Source organism: Streptomyces sp. AM25 (assembly GCF_058146165.1).
Window position 1 is genome coordinate 84,067 of the sequence record NZ_JBKIWN010000010.1, and the last position, 16,016, is coordinate 100,082.

Annotated in this window: 14 protein-coding genes; 11 read left to right on the top strand and 3 right to left on the bottom strand. The window is 73.4% G+C overall.

Features of this window, described 5'->3' with window-relative positions:
- Window positions 1–124: 124 nt before the first annotated feature.
- Genes ACLHRZ_RS15415 through ACLHRZ_RS15425 form a run of 3 tightly spaced genes read left to right on the top strand, consistent with a single transcriptional unit; the run spans window position 125 to window position 2,911 of the window.
- Window positions 125–850, top strand: coding sequence for a DUF5819 family protein (locus ACLHRZ_RS15415; RefSeq protein ID WP_490418986.1), 726 nt, complete (start codon window positions 125–127; stop codon window positions 848–850).
- On the top strand, window positions 847–2,124 hold the full coding sequence (locus tag ACLHRZ_RS15420; RefSeq protein WP_490418987.1) for an HTTM domain-containing protein: 1,278 nt from the start codon (window positions 847–849) through the stop codon (window positions 2,122–2,124). Before ACLHRZ_RS15415 ends, ACLHRZ_RS15420 begins: the two co-directional genes overlap by 4 nt.
- A 46-nt stretch (window positions 2,125–2,170) precedes the next feature.
- A complete protein-coding gene (locus tag ACLHRZ_RS15425) occupies window positions 2,171–2,911 on the top strand; it encodes a TrmH family RNA methyltransferase (protein ID WP_490418988.1) in 741 nt (246 codons plus the stop codon).
- A gap of 134 nt (window positions 2,912–3,045) precedes the next feature.
- Here ACLHRZ_RS15425 and paaN read toward each other — a convergent pair whose 3' ends face one another.
- On the bottom strand, window positions 3,046–4,749 hold the full coding sequence (gene paaN / locus ACLHRZ_RS15430) for a phenylacetic acid degradation protein PaaN (RefSeq protein ID WP_490418989.1): 1,704 nt from the start codon (window positions 4,747–4,749) through the stop codon (window positions 3,046–3,048).
- Window positions 4,750–4,972: 223 nt separating this feature from the next.
- Here paaN and ACLHRZ_RS15435 point away from each other — a divergent pair, with 223 nt between their 5' ends.
- Both ACLHRZ_RS15435 and ACLHRZ_RS15440 read left to right on the top strand, forming a co-directional pair.
- Window positions 4,973–6,502 carry a 3-hydroxyacyl-CoA dehydrogenase gene (locus ACLHRZ_RS15435; RefSeq protein WP_490418990.1) on the top strand — a complete coding sequence of 510 codons (1,530 nt, stop codon included), beginning with the start codon at window positions 4,973–4,975 and terminating at the stop codon, window positions 6,500–6,502.
- A gap of 2 nt (window positions 6,503–6,504) precedes the next feature.
- On the top strand, window positions 6,505–7,092 hold the full coding sequence (locus ACLHRZ_RS15440) for a TetR/AcrR family transcriptional regulator (RefSeq protein WP_490418991.1): 588 nt from the start codon (window positions 6,505–6,507) through the stop codon (window positions 7,090–7,092).
- Window positions 7,093–7,153: 61 nt separating this feature from the next.
- On the opposite strand, the gene ACLHRZ_RS15445 is transcribed toward ACLHRZ_RS15440, so the two are convergent.
- Window positions 7,154–7,672: an Lrp/AsnC family transcriptional regulator gene (locus tag ACLHRZ_RS15445; RefSeq protein ID WP_490418992.1), complete on the bottom strand. Its 519-nt coding sequence runs from the start codon at window positions 7,670–7,672 to the stop codon at window positions 7,154–7,156.
- 171 nt (window positions 7,673–7,843) lie between these two features.
- On the opposite strand from ACLHRZ_RS15445, the gene pdhA reads away from it, so the two are divergent.
- Genes pdhA through ACLHRZ_RS15470 form a run of 5 tightly spaced genes read left to right on the top strand, consistent with a single transcriptional unit; the run spans window position 7,844 to window position 13,793 of the window.
- Complete coding sequence (gene pdhA / locus ACLHRZ_RS15450; RefSeq protein WP_490418993.1) at window positions 7,844–9,019, top strand: pyruvate dehydrogenase (acetyl-transferring) E1 component subunit alpha; 1,176 nt, start codon at window positions 7,844–7,846, stop codon at window positions 9,017–9,019.
- A complete protein-coding gene (locus ACLHRZ_RS15455; protein ID WP_490418994.1) occupies window positions 9,016–10,053 on the top strand; it encodes an alpha-ketoacid dehydrogenase subunit beta in 1,038 nt (345 codons plus the stop codon). Before pdhA ends, ACLHRZ_RS15455 begins: the two co-directional genes overlap by 4 nt.
- Entirely contained in the window at window positions 10,053–11,387 is a 1,335-nt protein-coding gene (locus ACLHRZ_RS15460; RefSeq protein ID WP_490419159.1) for a dihydrolipoamide acetyltransferase family protein, read from the top strand. The genes ACLHRZ_RS15455 and ACLHRZ_RS15460 overlap by 1 nt, the downstream gene beginning before the upstream one ends.
- Window positions 11,388–11,430: 43 nt before the next feature.
- Window positions 11,431–12,321: a DUF6457 domain-containing protein gene (locus ACLHRZ_RS15465; protein WP_490418995.1), complete on the top strand. Its 891-nt coding sequence runs from the start codon at window positions 11,431–11,433 to the stop codon at window positions 12,319–12,321.
- On the top strand, window positions 12,318–13,793 hold the full coding sequence (locus tag ACLHRZ_RS15470; protein ID WP_490418996.1) for a molybdopterin molybdotransferase MoeA: 1,476 nt from the start codon (window positions 12,318–12,320) through the stop codon (window positions 13,791–13,793). Before ACLHRZ_RS15465 ends, ACLHRZ_RS15470 begins: the two co-directional genes overlap by 4 nt.
- Window positions 13,794–13,798: 5 nt before the next feature.
- On the opposite strand, the gene ACLHRZ_RS15475 is transcribed toward ACLHRZ_RS15470, so the two are convergent.
- Window positions 13,799–14,887, bottom strand: coding sequence for a potassium channel family protein (locus ACLHRZ_RS15475; protein ID WP_490418997.1), 1,089 nt, complete (start codon window positions 14,885–14,887; stop codon window positions 13,799–13,801).
- 104 nt (window positions 14,888–14,991) lie between these two features.
- Between ACLHRZ_RS15475 and ACLHRZ_RS15480 the strand changes: the two genes are divergently transcribed.
- A complete protein-coding gene (locus tag ACLHRZ_RS15480) occupies window positions 14,992–15,969 on the top strand; it encodes an NAD(P)H-quinone oxidoreductase (protein WP_490418998.1) in 978 nt (325 codons plus the stop codon).
- Window positions 15,970–16,016 lie beyond the last annotated feature (47 nt).

A 16,016-nucleotide genomic window follows, 5' to 3' on the forward strand; every position in this document is an offset into this window, starting at 1 on the left:
CGGAGGGTGTCAAGCCTGTGGATAACCGTGCGCGCTGGGCCTCGCGGAGCGGCATGGGTACGGTTCGGGTGCACGCCGACAGGCGGCGGTCCGGGAAAGGCGCGGGGCAGGCGGGGTTTCGGGGATGGACGGCAAGGCTGACGGCAGGGCTGTGGAGAGCGGCGAGGAGAGTGGCGAGGAAGGCGTCGAGGAGACGATCGGGAAGGGCGGAGCGGGCGGAGTGGCCGGGCTGTCCCTGCCCGCCCGCGTCGTCGTCGGCGCCGGTGCCGTGGTGGTGTCCCTGGCGGCCGCCGTGCATCTGATCATGGTGTTCCTGCACGTGGCGCCGCAGAACTCGGTGAGCAGACAGCACGCCGCGGCCATCGACGCCTACGTCTACCCGGAGTTCGAACAGAACTGGAAGTTCTTCGCTCCGAACCCGCTCCAGCAGAACACCGCCGTCCAGGTGCGCGCCGAGCTGCGCCGGCCGGACGGGAGCACCGCGGTCACCCCCTGGACGGACCTCTCCGCCCAGGACGGCGCCGCCATCCTGCACAACCCCTTCCCCAGCCACACCCGCCAGAACGAGCTCCGCCGCGCCTGGGACTTCTACGCCGGCACGCACGACGCGCGCGAGCAGCCCGTCGGCCTGCGCGGACGGCTCTCCGAGCAGTACATGCGCCGCATCGCCGTCGCCCGGCTGGGCGCCGAGCGCGACGGGCTCCCGGTCGACCGCATCCAGGTGAGATCCGTGACCGTCCCCATCGCCCCGCCGCCCTGGAACGACGAGAAGGCCGACACCAAGCCGGTGTACCGCGTCCTGGCCTGGTGGCCGGTCACCACCGACGACCGCGTGGAGGCGGGCCGATGAGTACGACGTCCACGACCGCTCCGACGGGCTCCGCGCTGCTGCGCGGCCTCGACCGGGTCACCGGGTCGTCGCTGGGCCGCTACCAGACCGCCGTGCTGCGGATCGGCCTCTCCTTCGCCTGGGTCGGCTACCTGCTGCGCGAGTGGCCCAACCGCCGTGAGCTGTACGGGCCCGGCGCGCCGTGGAGCTGGGGCATGGCCCGTGAACTCACCGGCGACAACCATGCGTTCACCGCACTCATGTGGTCGGACGGCACGGTGTGGTTCGAGACCGTCTACGCGTTCGCGATCGTCAGCGGCGTGCTGCTGATGCTCGGGTGGCGCACCCGGACCATGGCCGTGCTCTCCATGATCGGTGTGCTGTCGCTGCAGAACCGCAGCGTGTTCGTGGGGGACGGCGGCGACAACGTCCTTCACCTGATGGCCCTTTATCTGATCCTCGTCCGCTGCGGACAGGTCTGGTCGCTCGACGCACGGCGGGCGGCCCGGCGTGCGCAGGCCCCCGGGCGGGACGGGGACCGGGACGCCACCGGCATCGTGCTGTGGGTGCTGTGCGGCCTCGCCCTGGCCGCGGCGCAGCTCCTCATGGACACGCGGATGACGTGGACGGACCGGGGGCCCCTGCCCGGCATCGGGTGGGCGGCGGCCCTGTGGGGGCTCTGGCTCGTCCAGGCGCTGTGGTGGCTGGCCTGCCGCCGGGCGCCCGGGGAGCCGCGCACCGTGCTCGACATGATCGCCCATCTCGCGCACAACGGCGCCCTGCTGGTGATCATGGCGGAGGTCTGCCTGATCTACGCCACGGCGGGCTGGTACAAGGTCCAGGGCTCGCGCTGGCAGGACGGCACCGCGCTCTACTATCCGATGCACATCGACTACTTCTCGCCGTGGCCCTCGCTGTCGCACGCGCTGGCGGCCAGTTCGGTGGTGGTGCTGCTGCTGAGCTACGGGACGGTCGCGGTGCAGGTCGCGTTCCCGTTCACGCTGCTCAACCGGCGTGTGAAGAACGTGCTGTTGGCCGTGATGATGGCCGAGCATGTGGGGATCGCGGTGATGCTGGGGCTGCCGTTCTTTTCGTTGTCGATGATCGTGGCCGATGCGGTGTTTCTGCCGACGGGGTTCCTGCGGTGGGCGGGGGGTGCGGTGCGGGGGCTTCTTCCCCGGACCCGCCCCTTCTCCAAGCCGGGTGCTGTGCCCCCGGACCCAGGCATGCAGTCCGACGGCTGCGGGCCGGCTGTGGCTGAGCGCGCCCACGCGGCGGAGCCGCATATTCCATAGGGTCCGGCGCCCCTTCGGGGCCCGGCAGGCCCGTACGCTGAACGGCATGACCGAGGATCTGACCTGGGGCGCCGACGCGCCCGGCGCTGTGCTGCTCGACGGGTTTCACGCGCTCAAGCACGCCCTGCGCTTCGGGGCCGAGGTCGGGCCCGCCCTCACCACCGACAAGGCGGGCACGCTGGCGCTCGCCGGCAAGCTGGCCGACGACCTGACGGACGTGCTCGACGCCCTCCTCGTCGAGGTGCCCGTGCAGACCCTGCGCGAGCTCGTGCCCCGGGTGCACCCCACCGGGGTGGCCGCCCTGGCCGCCCGGCCCGACCGGCAGGCCAATCTGGCGGCCCTGGCACAACAGCCCCGCCGGGCACCCGTGGTCGTCCTGGACAACCCCCGCAACCTCGGCAACGTCGGCGCCGTGATCCGCCTGGCCGCCGGCATCGGAGCCACGGGCGTGATCACCACCGGCGACCTCGACCCCTGGCACCCGAACGCGGTGCGCTCCGGTGCGGGGCTGCACTACGCCACGGCCGTGGAGCGGCTCCCGCTCGACGACCTGCCCTCCGGGCCGCTGTTCGTGCTGGACCCGGAGGGCGAGGACATCCGGTCCGTGCCCCTCCCCGACGACGCGCTGATCGCCTTCGGCTCCGAGCGGCACGGGATCTCGCCCGAGTTGCGGGCGAGGGCGACCCGGCTGGTCGCCCTGCCCATGCGGCCCCAGGTGTCCAGCTACAACCTCGCCACCAGCGTGGCCATGGCGCTCTTCCACTGGGGCGGTCCGGCGCCTGCGTAGGCGGACTTGCCGAAATCCGGTGCGGTACCGCGCCCCGAAGGGGCGCAGGGCTCATTGGATCTGCGGCTCCGCCGCGTGGGCGCGGCCGGCCACAGCCGGCCCGCAGCTACCGGACCGCACCCCCAGCGGAGCGCTCAGGCCTGGCGCCGCACCTCCACCATCCGGAAGCGGGAGGCGACGAACGCGCTGTCGCAGAGCACCGCGTTGGCCGCGGGGTTGCCGCCGGAGCCGTGGAAGTCCGAGAAGGCCGCCGTCTGGTTCACGTACACCCCGCCCGTGAGGTTCAGGGAGAGCTGGGCGCACTCCTCCAGGCAGGCCTCCTCCACCAGGCGCTCGACCTCCGGCGACGTGGTGTACGCGCCGACGGTCATGGCGCCCTTCTCCCGCACCGTGCGGCGCAGCAACTGCACCGCGTCCTCCGCGGAGTCGACCGCCACCGCGAAGGACACCGGCCCGAAGCACTCCGAGAAGTAGGCCGCCTCGGCGTCCGGCTTGGCGCCGTCCAGCTTCACGATCACGGGGGTGCGCGCCGTGGCACCGGGGAAGTCCGGGTTGGCCAGTGTCCGCGAGGCGAGGGCGACTTCGCCGAGCCGGCCCGCGGCGTCGATCCGCTCCTTCACCTGGTCGTTGACGATGGCGCCCAGCAGGGCGTTCGCCCGGGCGTCGTCGCCGAGCAGCCCGTCCACCGCCGCGGCCAGGTCGGTCACGACCTCGTCGTACGCCTTGTGCCCGGCGTCGGTGCCGATGCCCTCGCGCGGGACGAGCAGGTTCTGCGGGGTGGTGCACATCTGGCCGCTGTAGAGGGACAGCGAGAAGGCGAGGTTGGAGAGCATGCCCTTGTAGTCGTCGGTGGAGTGGACGACGACGGTGTTGACCCCGGCCTTCTCCGTGAAGACCTGCGCCTGGCGGGCGTTGGTCTCCAGCCAGTCGCCGAAGGCGGTGGAGCCGGTGTAGTCGACGATGCGGATCTCCGGGCGCACCGCGAGGGACTTGGCGATGCCCTCGCCGTCCCGCTCGGCGGCCAGCGCGACCAGGTCGGGGGAGAACCCGGCCTCGCCCAGCACCTCGCGCGCCACGCGCACGGTGAGCGCCAGGGGCAGCACCGCCCGCGGATGGGGCTTGACCAGAACGGCGTTGCCCGTGGCGAGCGAGGCGAACAGGCCCGGGTAGCCGTTCCACGTGGGGAAGGTGTTGCAGCCGATGAGCAGCGAGATTCCGCGCGGCACCGCGGTGAACTCCTTGCGCAGCTCCAGGGGATCGCGCTTGCCCTGCGGCTTGACCCACTCCGCGGACCGCGGCGCCGCGTCCGTCTGCTCGGCGAGGGCATAGACCACGGCCTCCAGGCCGCGGTCCTGGGCGTGCGGCCCGCCGGCCTGGAACGCCATCATGAACGCCTGGCCGCTGGTGTGCATGACCGCGTGGGCGAACTCGTGCGTCCGGGCGTTGATCCGGGCCAGGATCTCCGCACAGACCGCGGCCCGCGCCCGCGGCCCCGCCTCCCGCCACGCCGGCATGGCCGCACGCATGGCGGGCAGCAGGACGTCGGCGTCGGCGTGCGGATACTCGATCTCCAGCGGGAAGCCGTACGGCGAGACCTCGGAACCCGCCCAGCCGTCCGTCCCCGGCTGGTCCAGCTCGAAACGGCCGCCCCGCAGCGCCTCGAAGGCGGTCTGCCCCTCGGCCGCGCCCAGGCTGCCCGGCACGCCGTCCGCACCGTAGGCCTTCGGGTGCTCGGGGTACGGCGACCAGTAGCCGCGGGAGCGGATGGTCTCCAGGGCCCGGTCGAGGGTGGGGCCGTGCTTCTCGGTCAACTGGTCGGTGCTGAGTCCGGCGGTCACGTCTGACCAACTCCTCGTCGAGTGGGCGGAAGACAAAGCGGGAGTGAAAGCGGGAGACAAAGCGGCTGGGACGAAGACGAGCGGTGCGAAGCGGTGCGAATTCGAGCGGGCGCAAGCATCCGGGGGACCGGGAGCACCCCCGATGGATACAGTAACCGAACGATCGGTCGGGACAAGGGGGCCCGGCGAACCTGTGGACAACTCATCGGGGAGGATCACAGCCATGACCGCCATCGAGCCCGCCCGTACCGTCGCCGTGGTCGGCACCGGAACCATGGGCCAGGGCATCGCCCAGGTCGCCCTGCTGGCGGGCCACCCCGTGCGGCTGTACGACGCGGTGGCCGGCCGCGCGGAGGAAGCGGAACGTTCCGTCAGGGCCCGGCTCGACCGTCTCGTGGCCAAGGGAAAGCTCACGGAGGCCGCGCGCGACGCGGCCGCCGCCCGGCTGCGCCCCGCCGCGCGCCTGGCGGACCTCGGGGATCCCGCGGACCGCACGGCCCTGGTCATCGAGGCGATTCTGGAGCAACTCGACGCCAAGCAGAAGCTGTTCGGCGAGCTGGAACCGGTCGTTCCCGACGACTGCCTGCTGGCCACCAACACCTCGTCCCTGTCGGTGACGGCGATCGGCAGCGCCCTGCGCCGGCCGGGCCGCCTCCTCGGGCTGCACTTCTTCAACCCCGCCCCGCTGCTGCCGCTGGTGGAGGTCGTCCGCGGCCACGCCACCGACGCGGCCGCCGCCGAGCGGGCGCGCGCGACCGTGGCCGCCTGGGGCAAGACCCCGGTGACCTGCACCGACACCCCGGGCTTCGTCGTCAACCGGATCGCCCGGCCGTTCTACGCCGAGGCCTTCCGGGTGTACGAGGAGCGCGCCGCCGACCCCGCGACGATCGACGCCGTGCTGCGCGAGTCCGGCGGCTTCGCGATGGGTCCCTTCGAACTGACCGATCTCATCGGCCAGGATGTGAACAACTCCGTCACTCGTTCGGTCCATGAGTCCTTCTTCCACGACCCGAAGTTCACGCCCTCGCTCGCCCAGCAGCGGCTCGTCGAGGCCGGGCTGCTCGGGCGCAAGACGGGGCGGGGCTGGTACGACCACGCCGAGGGCGCGGAGCGGCCGCAGCCGCACACCGCAGCGCCCTGCCCGGCGCCCGGGGCCGTCGTGCTGCACGGGGAGCTGCCGCCGGCCGCCGCGGCACTGCCACAGCTGATCGAGAAGGCGGGCATCGCCGTCCACCGGGCCCCCGGCGACGGGGACACCGGACATCTCGCCCTGCCCGGCGGTGTCCGGCTCGCGCTGACCGACGGACGCGCGGCCTGTTCGGACGCGCCCGGGCCCCGCGTCCACTTCGACCTCGCCCTCGACTACCGCAGCTGCGCCCGCGTGGCCCTCGCGCCCTCCCGCACCGCACCGGAGGAGGGCGTCCGGGCGGCCACCGGCCTGTTCCAGGCGCTGGGCAAGCAGGTGAGCGTCATCGGCGACGTGCCCGGGATGATCGTCGCCCGGACGGTCGCCATGCTCGTCGACTTCGCCCAGGACGCCGTGGGGCGCGGCGTGGCGGGCGAGGAGGACGTCGACACCGCCATGCGGCTCGGCGTCAACTACCCGCGCGGCCCGCTGGACTGGGGACGCGGCCTGGGCGACCGGTGGGTCTGCGGCTTCCTGCGGCACATGGACCGCGAGTACCCGGGCGGCCGCTACGCCGCCTGCCAGCCACTGCGCCGCCGTGCGGCCGCCGAGGGGAGCCTGCTCTAATCATGACCATGGCCAAACGCGACACCTACACGCCCGAATCGCTGCTCGCGGTCGCCGTCAAGGTGTTCAACGAGCGGGGCTACGACGGCACGTCCATGGAGCACCTGTCCAAGGCGGCCGGGATCTCCAAGTCCTCCATCTACCACCACGTCAAGGGCAAGGAGGAACTGCTGCGGCTGGCCATAAGCCGGGCGCTGGACGGGCTCTTCGCCGTGCTGGAGGAGCCGGGTGCCACCGCCGGGCGGGCCGTCGGCCGGCTCGAGTACGTCACCCGCCGGACGGTCGAGGTGCTCATCGCCGAGCTGCCGTACGTGACCCTGCTGCTGCGCGTGCGCGGCAACACGGAGACCGAGCGCTGGGCCATGGAGCGGCGGCGGGAGTTCGACCACCGGGTCTCCGGTCTGCTCAAGGAGGCCGCGGCCGACGGGGACCTGCGGCCGGATGTGGACGTCCGGCTGGCCACCCGGCTGTTGTTCGGAATGATCAATTCCGTGGTGGAGTGGTACCGCCCCGAGCGCGGGGGTGCGGCCACTGCGGACGAGGTGGCCGATGCCGTTTGCCTTACGGCGTTTGCGGGGTTGCGGATCTAGGTTTTCGGGTGCGGGTCCGCTGTGGCCGGTCGCGCAGTTCCCCGCGCCCCTTGCGGGGCGCCTACGGCGTCCCTTCCTCCAGCAGGTCCGTTTCCTCGAAGACCAGCAGTGTGCGTGTGCTGAGCACCTCGTCCATCGCCTGGATCTTGGTCAGCACCAGCTCGCGCAGGGCGCGGTTGTCCTTGGTGTGGACGAGCAGCAGGACGTCGAAGTCGCCGCTCACCAGGGCGATGTGGGCCGCGCCCGGCAGGTCCTGGAGCTTTTCGCGGACCGTGCGCCAGGAGTTCTGGACGATCTTCAGCGTGATGTACGCCGATGCGCCCTGACCGGCCCGCTCCTGGTCGATCCGGGCGCTGAAGCCGCGGATGACCCCGTCGTCGATGAGCCGGTTGATCCGGGCGTAGGCGTTGGCCCGTGAGACGTGCACACGCTCGGCCACGGACCGTATCGAGGCCCGCCCGTCGGCCTGGAGCATCCGCAGGATCGAGCGGTCGATGTCGTCCAGGGGCCGTGCGGGAGCTCTGTTTCCCTGGGCAGCCCCGGGGAACCCCTGCGAAAAGGCCATCTGTTCGTCCGGCATACCGCCATGCCTCCCCTTCATGGACGCCCTGTGCATATCTCAGGCTGTGGAGAACCGTTTGTCCACAGGCTCGGGCCGCCTGTAGCCAAAATGCGCCGACGACCGAACAATCGGTAGGGAGAGCGCAGGACGCTTTCCGGTCACGCCCGTCCCCATGAGGAGGTGCTCGTCATGACGGTTCTGGAGCAGCCCGGCTCGTACCGCCCCGCCCCGCCGCCCGCCTGGCAGCCCCGTACCGACCCGGCACCGCTGCTGCCCGACGCGGAGCCCCTCCGGGTGCTGGGCACCCCGGCGGCGGGCGGGCTCGACCCCGTGCTGCTCGGCCGGATGTACGGCGAGCTCGTGCGCGGCCGGCGGTACAACGCGCAGGCCACCGCGCTGACCCGGCAGGGCCGCCTCGCCGTCTATCCCGCCTCCACGGGACAGGAGGCGTGCCAGGTCGCCGCCGCCCTGGCCCTGGAGCCGCAGGACTGGCTCTTTCCGAGCTATCGCGACACCCTCGCCGCCGTCGCCCGCGGCCTGGACCCGGTCGAGGCCCTGACCCTGCTCCGCGGCGACTGGCACACCGGCTACGACCCGCACGAACACCGCATCGCCCCGCTGTGCACACCGCTCGCCACCCAACTCCCCCACGCCGTGGGCCTCGCGCACGCCGCGCGGCTGAAGGGGGACGACGTCGTCGTCCTCGCCCTCGTCGGCGACGGCGGCACCAGCGAGGGCGATTTCCACGAGGCGCTCAACTTCGCCGCCGTCTGGCGCGCTCCGGTCGTCTTCCTCGTCCAGAACAACGGCTTCGCCATCTCCGTGCCGCTGGCCAAGCAGACCGCCGCGCCGTCCTTCGCCCACAAGGCCGTCGGATACGGCATGCCCGGCCGGCTGGTCGACGGGAACGACGTGGCCGCCGTCCACCAGGTGCTGGCCGAGGCCGTGCACCGCGCCCGGAGCGGCGGCGGGCCCACCCTGGTCGAGGCCGTCACCTACCGGATGGATGCCCACACCAACGCCGACGACGCCACCCGCTACCGCAGCGACGCCGAGGTCGAGGCCTGGCGCGCCCACGACCCGATCGACCTGCTGGAGCGGGAGCTGACCGGTCGCGGGCTGCTCGGTGAAGCGGGGATACGGGAAGCGCGGGAGGCGGCCGAGCGCATGGCCGCGGATCTGCGCGAGCGGATGCACCGGGATCCCGTGCTCGACCCGATGGAACTCTTCACGCACGTTTATGCCGAACAGACTGCCCAACTGCGCGAGCAGGCAGCACAATTGCGGGCCGAGCTGGCCGCTGCCGGGGAATCGCCCCCGGCCTGCCGGGAGGACGACGGCCCCCAGGAAGGAAGGCGGCGATGACCACCGCTGCTGTCGGGACGGCACACAGGGCCACCGCGCTGGCGCAGGCGCTCGGGAGGGCGCTGCGCGACGCCATGGCCGAGGATCCGTCCGTCCATGTGCTCGGCGAGGACGTCGGCGCGCTGGGCGGCGTGTTCCGGGTCACCGACGGGCTGGCCAAGGAGTTCGGGGAGGACCGCTGCACGGACACCCCGCTGGCCGAGGCGGGCATTCTCGGCGCGGCCGTGGGCATGGCGATGTACGGGCTGCGGCCGGTCGTCGAGATGCAGTTCGACGCCTTCGCCTACCCGGCCTTCGAGCAACTCGTCAGCCACGTCTCGCGGATGCGCAACCGCACCCGCGGCGCGCTGCCGATGCCCATCACCGTGCGGGTGCCCTACGGCGGGGGCATCGGCGGCGTCGAGCACCACAGCGACTCCTCCGAGGCCTACTACCTGGCCACCCCCGGCCTGTACGTGGTCGCCCCGGCCACCGTGGCGGACGCGTACGGCCTGCTGCGCGCCGCCATCGCCTCCGACGATCCCGTGGTCTTCCTGGAGCCCAAGCGCCTGTACTGGTCCAAGGACGAATGGGACCCCGAACGCCCCGAGCAGGTGCCCGGTATGGGGCGGGCCGTCGTCCGCAGGCGGGGCACCTCGGCGACGCTGGTCACCTACGGTCCGTCCCTGCCCGTCTGCATGGAGGCCGCCGAGGCCGCCGGCGCCGAGGGGTGGGACCTGGAAGTGGTCGACCTGAGGTCGCTGGTGCCCTTCGACGAGGAGACCGTCTGCGCGTCCGTGCGGCGCACCGGACGGGCCGTCGTCGTCCACGAGTCGACCGGGTTCGGCGGTCCCGGAGGGGAGATCGCCGCCCGGATCACCGAGCGCTGCTTCCACCACCTGGAGGCGCCCGTGCTGCGCGTCGCGGGGTTCGACATCCCGTATCCGCCGCCCATGCTGGAGAAGCACCAACTGCCCGGCGTGGACCGGGTGCTGGATGCGGTGGCGCGCCTGCAGTGGGAGTCCGAGTGGACGTCCGAGGGCGGTGCGCGGTGATGGCCGTCGTCAAGGAATTCCTCCTGCCGGACCTCGGAGAGGGGCTCACCGAGGCCCAAGTCGTGCGCTGGCTGGTCGAGGTGGGGGATGTGGTCTCCGTCGACCAGCCGGTGGTCGAGGTCGAGACGGCCAAGGCGATGGTCGAGGTGCCCTGCCCCTACGGAGGCGTCGTCACGGCCCGCTTCGGCCAGGAGGGCACGGAACTGCCGGTGGGCTCGCCGCTGTTGACGGTGGCGGTGGGGGAGCGGCAGGAGCCCATGGGCGAGGGGCCGGACGGCGCCCGGGGTTCGGGCAACGTGCTGGTCGGCTACGGCACCCAGGCGCCGGCGGCCCGCCGCCGCAGGGTGCGGCCGGAGGACCGCGGCGCCGCGCAGCCGGCCGGGACACCCGCCTCCGTCGCCGTCATATCGCCGCTCGTCCGCCGGCTCGCGCGTGAACGCGGGCTGGACCTGCGCCGCATACGGGGGACGGGCCCGGAGGGGCTGATCATCCGGGCGGACGTCGAGCAGGCGGCACGGGCGGCTCAGGCCTCGCACGCGGCCCAGGCGCCGGCACCCACTGCCGAACCGGCGGCCGCCCCCGCGCCGCGCGGTGCGGCGTCCCCGGCCGTCCGCACGGCCCGCACGGCCGGCCGGCGCAAGACCGACGGGCTGCGCGTCCCGCTGCGCGGAGTGCGCGGCGCGGCCGCCGAGAAGCTCAGCCGCAGCCGCCGGGAGATCCCGGACGCCACCTGCTGGGTCGACGCGGACGCCACGGAACTGCTCGCCGCCCGGAAGGCCATGAATGCCCCCGGCGGCGCCAAGGTGTCGCTGCTCGCCCTGCTGGCCCGCATCTGCACGGCCGCGCTCGCCAAGTACCCCGAGCTCAACGCGACCGTCGACACCGAGGCGCACGAGATCGTCCGGCTGCCCGGCGTGCACCTGGGGTTCGCCGCGCAGACCGACCGCGGGCTGGTCGTCCCCGTCGTCAGGGACGCCCACGCGCGCAACGCGGTCGAGCTGTCGGTGGAGATGGCCCGCCTCACCGAGGCCGCGCGGGCGGGCAAGCTCAGCCCCGCGGAGCTGACGGGCGGCACGTTCACCCTCAACAACTACGGGGTGTTCGGGGTGGACGGCTCCACGCCGATCATCAACCACCCCGAGGCGGCCATGCTCGGCGTCGGCCGGATAGCACCCAAGCCCTGGGTGCACGAGGGCGAGCTCGCCGTGCGGCACGTGGTGCAGCTGTCGTTCACCTTCGACCACCGGGTGTGCGACGGCGGCACGGCGGGCGGCTTCCTGCGGTACGTGGCCGACTGCGTCGAACAGCCGTCGGTGCTCCTGCGCTCGCTCTGACCCTGCGGAACCCGGCACTCCCCGGAGGCGGCACACTCGTCGGGTGACCAACGATCCGGTGTACGACGCAGTGGTCCTGGCCGGCGGTGCGGCCCGCAGGCTCGGCGGAGCGGACAAGCCCGCCGTACGGGTGGGCGGGCGGTCGCTGCTCGACCGGGTGCTCGGCGCCTGCGGCGGTGCCGCCCGCACGGTCGTCGTGGGGCCGCGCAGAGCGACGGTGCGGCCCGTGCTCTGGGCCCGCGAACAGCCGCCCGGAGGCGGCCCGCTCGCCGCCCTGGACGCCGGGCTGCGCCAGGTCTCCGCGGAGACGGTCCTGCTGCTCTCCGCCGACCTGCCCTTCCTCGACGAACAGGCGGTACGGGCGCTGCTCGGCGCGCTGGGCGGGCACGGCGGCACGGCCGAGGGCGCCGTCGAGGGCGCCGTCCTCACCGACCCCGGCGGCCGGGAGCAGCCGCTGGTCGCCGCCTACCGGACCGAGGCGCTCCGGCGCGAACTCGGGCTCCTCGCCGCCGAGCACGGCACGCTCACCGGCCTGCCCCTGCGGCTGCTCACCGCGGAGCTGTCCCTGACCCGGCTGCACCACCCCACCGCGTCCTTCGACTGCGACACCTGGGAGGACATCGGCACGGCCCGCGCCCGCATCAGGGACGATAGGAGCGTGCTGGATGAATGGATCTCCGCGGTCAAGGCCGAGCTCGGCATCGAGATCGATGTGGACACGGCAGGCCTGCTCGACCTCGCGCGCGACGCCGCGCACGGCGTGGCCCGTCCCGCCGCGCCCCTGACGACCTTCCTCGTCGGCTATGCCGCGGCGCTCCGCGGCGGCGGTCCGGAGGAGCTCGCCGAGGCCGCCCGCAAGGCCACGGCGCTCGCCGCACGCTGGGCCGAGGAGGGCGGTGCGGCGGGGCCGCAGAAGCCCGCCGGGTCGTCATGACCGGCCGGCGGGAGGCGGACGCCTCGCTCGACAGCGCCACGGACGACGCCCTGGCGCTGTTCGCGGACACCCGCGCCGCGACTGGGCCGGAGCCGGAGCCCGAACGGCAGCAGGAGGGCCGTGAGCCCGGCGGCTACTTCCCGTTCGACGAGGAGGACCCGTTCGAGGAGGCCTCCGCGGCACCCGGGCGCGAAGAGCCGCCGCTCGACGTGCCGTTCGCGGGCGTCCGCTACTACGACGCGACGGGCGGCAGGGCGGAGCGGAAGGGCGACGGCACCGAGCCCTCCCCCGGCCACGGCACCCCCTGGCCGGAGGCCCGCCGGACGGCCGCCCGGGCCGCCGCGCCCCTGCAGCCCTGCCCGCGCCCCCTCGGCGACGCCCTCGGCCACACCCTGGCCGCACCGCTCACCGCCCTGACCGACCTGCCCTCCTTCGACACCTCGGCCATGGACGGCTGGGCCGTCGCCGGACCCGGCCCCTGGCGGCTCCCCGCCGACGGCGAGGGCATCCTCGCCGGGCACGCCGAGGCCGGCGTGCTGCGCGACGGGCACGCCCTGCGGATCGCCACCGGCGCACGCGTGCCGGCCGGGGCGACGGCCGTCCTGCGCAGCGAGTACGGCATCGTGCGGGACGCGGGCGAACTGCTGCACGCCACCCGGCACGTCACCCAGGGCGCCGACATCCGCCCGCGCGGCCAGGAGTGCCGCACCGGCGACGCCCTCGTGCCCGCCGGCACCCTCGTCACCCCCGCCGTGCTCGGCCTCGCCGCTGCGGCCGGCTACGACGAGCTGACCGTCGCCCCGCGCCCGCGCGTCGAGGTCCTCGTCCTCGGCGACGAACTCCTGCGCGAGGGTCTGCCGCACGAGGGCCGCATCCGCGATGCGCTCGGCCCGATGCTCGGGCCCTGGCTGCGCGCCCTGGGCGCCGAGGTGACGGCGACGCGGTTCCTCGGCGACGACGCGGCGGCGCTGCGCGCGGCCCTCACCGCGTCCGGCGCCGACCTGGTCCTCACCACCGGGGGCACCGCCGCCGGGCCCGTCGACCACGTCCACCCCACCCTGGGCGACCTCGGCGCCGAGTGGCTGGTCGACGGTGTCGCCGTGCGCCCGGGCCACCCCATGCTGCTGGCCCGCTACGGGCCCGGGCGGCACGTGGTCGGGCTCCCCGGCAATCCGCTGGCGGCCGTCGCGGGCCTGCTGACGCTGGCCGAGCCGCTGCTGCGCACCCTCGCGGGGCGCGGCGCGCGCAGGCCCCGCCGGGCCGTGCTCACCGAGGCGGTGGCCGGCCGGCCCGCGGACACCCGGCTCGTACCGGTCGCCGACCGCGGCGAGGGCCGCGCCCGCCCGCTGAACTTCCACGGCCCGGCGATGCTGCGCGGCCTGGCCGCCGCGGACGCCCTCGCGGTCGTCCCGCCGGGCGGCGCGGCCCGCGGCGAAGCGGTCGAACTCCTGGAGCTGCCGGGCGCCCTGTAAGGGGCTCAGTGATTCCGCGCGTTCTGCTTGATCGTGACCAGGCGATCGGCCAGATGGAGCGTCGCCGCCTCGGGATCCGTGTACGGCAGCAGCCGGTGCCCCCGGATCACCGCCACCACCAGGTCGTCGCAGTCCCTGGGGCTCCGCCCCGCCTCGCTCTTGGTCACCGGGCGTTCGACGACGTCCAGGCCGTGGCCGTAGGTCAGCAGGTCCTCCAGGACGTTGCCGACGTTCGGGCTCAGCATGGACATACCGAGCAGCCGCCCGGCCGAACTGGAGCTGGTGACGACCGTGTTGGCGCCGCTCTGGCGGAGCAGCGGGACGTTCTCGTCCTCCCGCACGGCGACGACGATCGTGGCGTGCTTGTTGAGCTGGCGGGCCGTGAGCGTCACCAGGGCGGCCGTGTCGTCCCGCTCCGTGGAGATCACGACGTGCGTGGCCCGCTGCAGTTCGGCGCGCAGCAGGGTCTCGGACCTGGTGCCGTCGCCGAGGACGCCCACGAGACCGTCGCTCGCCGCGGCGTCCACCGCCTTCTTCTGCGGGTCCACGACGACGATCTTGTCCTTGGGCTTGCCCTGCCCGATCAGGGTGTCGATGGTGTGGCGGCCCTTGGTGCCGTATCCCACGACGACGGTGTGGTCTCGCATCCGCGACCTCCAACGGTGAATGCGTACTTGCTGCCGTGTCCGTTCGGTGAGCACTTCGAGCGTGGTGCCGACCAGGATGATCAGGAACAGCACGCGGAGCGGCGTCACCAGCAGCACGTTGCTCAGGCGGGCGCTGTCGCTGTACGGGACGATGTCGCCGTATCCGGTGGTGGACAGGGTGACGGTCGCGTAGTAGACGGCGCCCAGGAAGCTCACCTCGCCGCCCGCGTTGTCGTGGTAGCCGCTGCGGTCGGCGTAGACGATGAAGACCGTGGCGGTCATGACGAGCAGCGCCATGAGCAGCCGCCGGGCGACCTGGCGCAGGGGCGAGGTGGCACCCTGGACGGGCAGGACGATGGTCCGGCCGGCTTCGATGTCCTCGGCGTCGGGGCGGCTCCGGCGGAGCAGGGACCGGATCAGCACCCTGTTGCTCTTGCGGTCAACCATCGTCTGTCGGCCTCAAAGCTGCATTCGTCACATTTCGCACGCAGTCCATGATCCCCCATCGCCGGACGCAGCGCGGAGGGCCACCGGTGAGTAGCCTCGCGCCCATGCATGCGATCACCATTCCCGTTCCCGGCGGACCCGAGGCCCTCGTCTGGGCCGAGGTACCCGACCCCGTGCCCGGCGCGGGCGAGGTGCTGGTCGAGGTCGTCGCCAGTGCCGTCAACCGTGCCGACCTGCTGCAGCGGCAGGGCTTCTACGACCCGCCGCCCGGCGCGTCCCCGTACCCCGGTCTCGAATGCTCCGGGCGGATCGCCGCGCTCGGTCCCGGAGTGAGCGGCTGGGCGGTCGGCGACGAGGTGTGTGCGCTGCTGGCCGGCGGTGGCTACGCGGAGAAAGTCTGCGTGCCGGTCGGTCAGTTGCTCCCCGTACCGGACGGCATGGACGTCGTCACGGCGGCCGCTCTGCCTGAAGTGACAGCCACTGTGTGGTCAAACGTTTTCATGGTGGCGCACCTCAGCCCCGGTGAGACGTTTCTCGTGCACGGCGGCGGCAGCGGAATCGGCACCATGGCCGTCCAGTTGGCCAAGGCGGTCGGGGCGCGCGTCGCGGTCACCGCGGGCGGCCGGGACAAGCTGGAGCGCTGCCGCGAACTGGGTGCCGACATCCTCATCGACTACCGCGAACAGGACTTCGTCGAGGAACTGCACAAGGTGACCGGCGGGGTCGGCGCCGACGTCGTCCTGGACATCGTCGGGGCGAAGTACCTGCAGCGGAACATCGACGCCCTGGCGGTCAACGGCCGGCTCGCCATCATCGGCCTGCAGGGCGGCCGCAAGGGCGAGATCGACCTGGGCAAGCTGCTGGCCAAGCGGGCGGCCGTGACGGCGACCTCGCTGCGCGGGCGGCCGCTCGCGGAGAAGGCGGCCATCGTGGCGGCCGTGCGGGAGCACGTGTGGCCGCTGATCGCCGGAGGGCGGGTGTGGGCGGTCGTCGACCGGACGATGCCGATGCGGGACGCGGCCGCCGCGCACCGGGTGCTGGAGGAGAGCGTGCACGTAGGCAAGGTGCTGCTCACGACGTGAGCGGCACGGCCGCATCACCCGACCGGACGGCCACCGGTGCGCCGCGG

What these genes read in the sequence shown, in the direction of transcription:
- ACLHRZ_RS15475 (WP_490418997.1), bottom strand. Translation starts at nt 14,887, where the DNA reads ATGGTTGACCGCAAGAGCAACAGGGTGCTGATCCGGTCCCTGCTCCGC.
- ACLHRZ_RS15420 (WP_490418987.1), top strand. Translation starts at nt 847, where the DNA reads ATGAGTACGACGTCCACGACCGCTCCGACGGGCTCCGCGCTGCTGCGC.
- ACLHRZ_RS15415 (WP_490418986.1), top strand. Translation starts at nt 125, where the DNA reads ATGGACGGCAAGGCTGACGGCAGGGCTGTGGAGAGCGGCGAGGAGAGT.
- ACLHRZ_RS15455 (WP_490418994.1), top strand. Translation starts at nt 9,016, where the DNA reads ATGACCACCGCTGCTGTCGGGACGGCACACAGGGCCACCGCGCTGGCG.
- ACLHRZ_RS15445 (WP_490418992.1), bottom strand. Translation starts at nt 7,672, where the DNA reads ATGCCGGACGAACAGATGGCCTTTTCGCAGGGGTTCCCCGGGGCTGCC.
- pdhA (WP_490418993.1), top strand. Translation starts at nt 7,844, where the DNA reads ATGACGGTTCTGGAGCAGCCCGGCTCGTACCGCCCCGCCCCGCCGCCC.
- ACLHRZ_RS15440 (WP_490418991.1), top strand. Translation starts at nt 6,505, where the DNA reads ATGACCATGGCCAAACGCGACACCTACACGCCCGAATCGCTGCTCGCG.
- ACLHRZ_RS15460 (WP_490419159.1), top strand. Translation starts at nt 10,053, where the DNA reads ATGGCCGTCGTCAAGGAATTCCTCCTGCCGGACCTCGGAGAGGGGCTC.
- ACLHRZ_RS15480 (WP_490418998.1), top strand. Translation starts at nt 14,992, where the DNA reads ATGCATGCGATCACCATTCCCGTTCCCGGCGGACCCGAGGCCCTCGTC.
- ACLHRZ_RS15470 (WP_490418996.1), top strand. Translation starts at nt 12,318, where the DNA reads ATGACCGGCCGGCGGGAGGCGGACGCCTCGCTCGACAGCGCCACGGAC.
- ACLHRZ_RS15435 (WP_490418990.1), top strand. Translation starts at nt 4,973, where the DNA reads ATGACCGCCATCGAGCCCGCCCGTACCGTCGCCGTGGTCGGCACCGGA.
- ACLHRZ_RS15425 (WP_490418988.1), top strand. Translation starts at nt 2,171, where the DNA reads ATGACCGAGGATCTGACCTGGGGCGCCGACGCGCCCGGCGCTGTGCTG.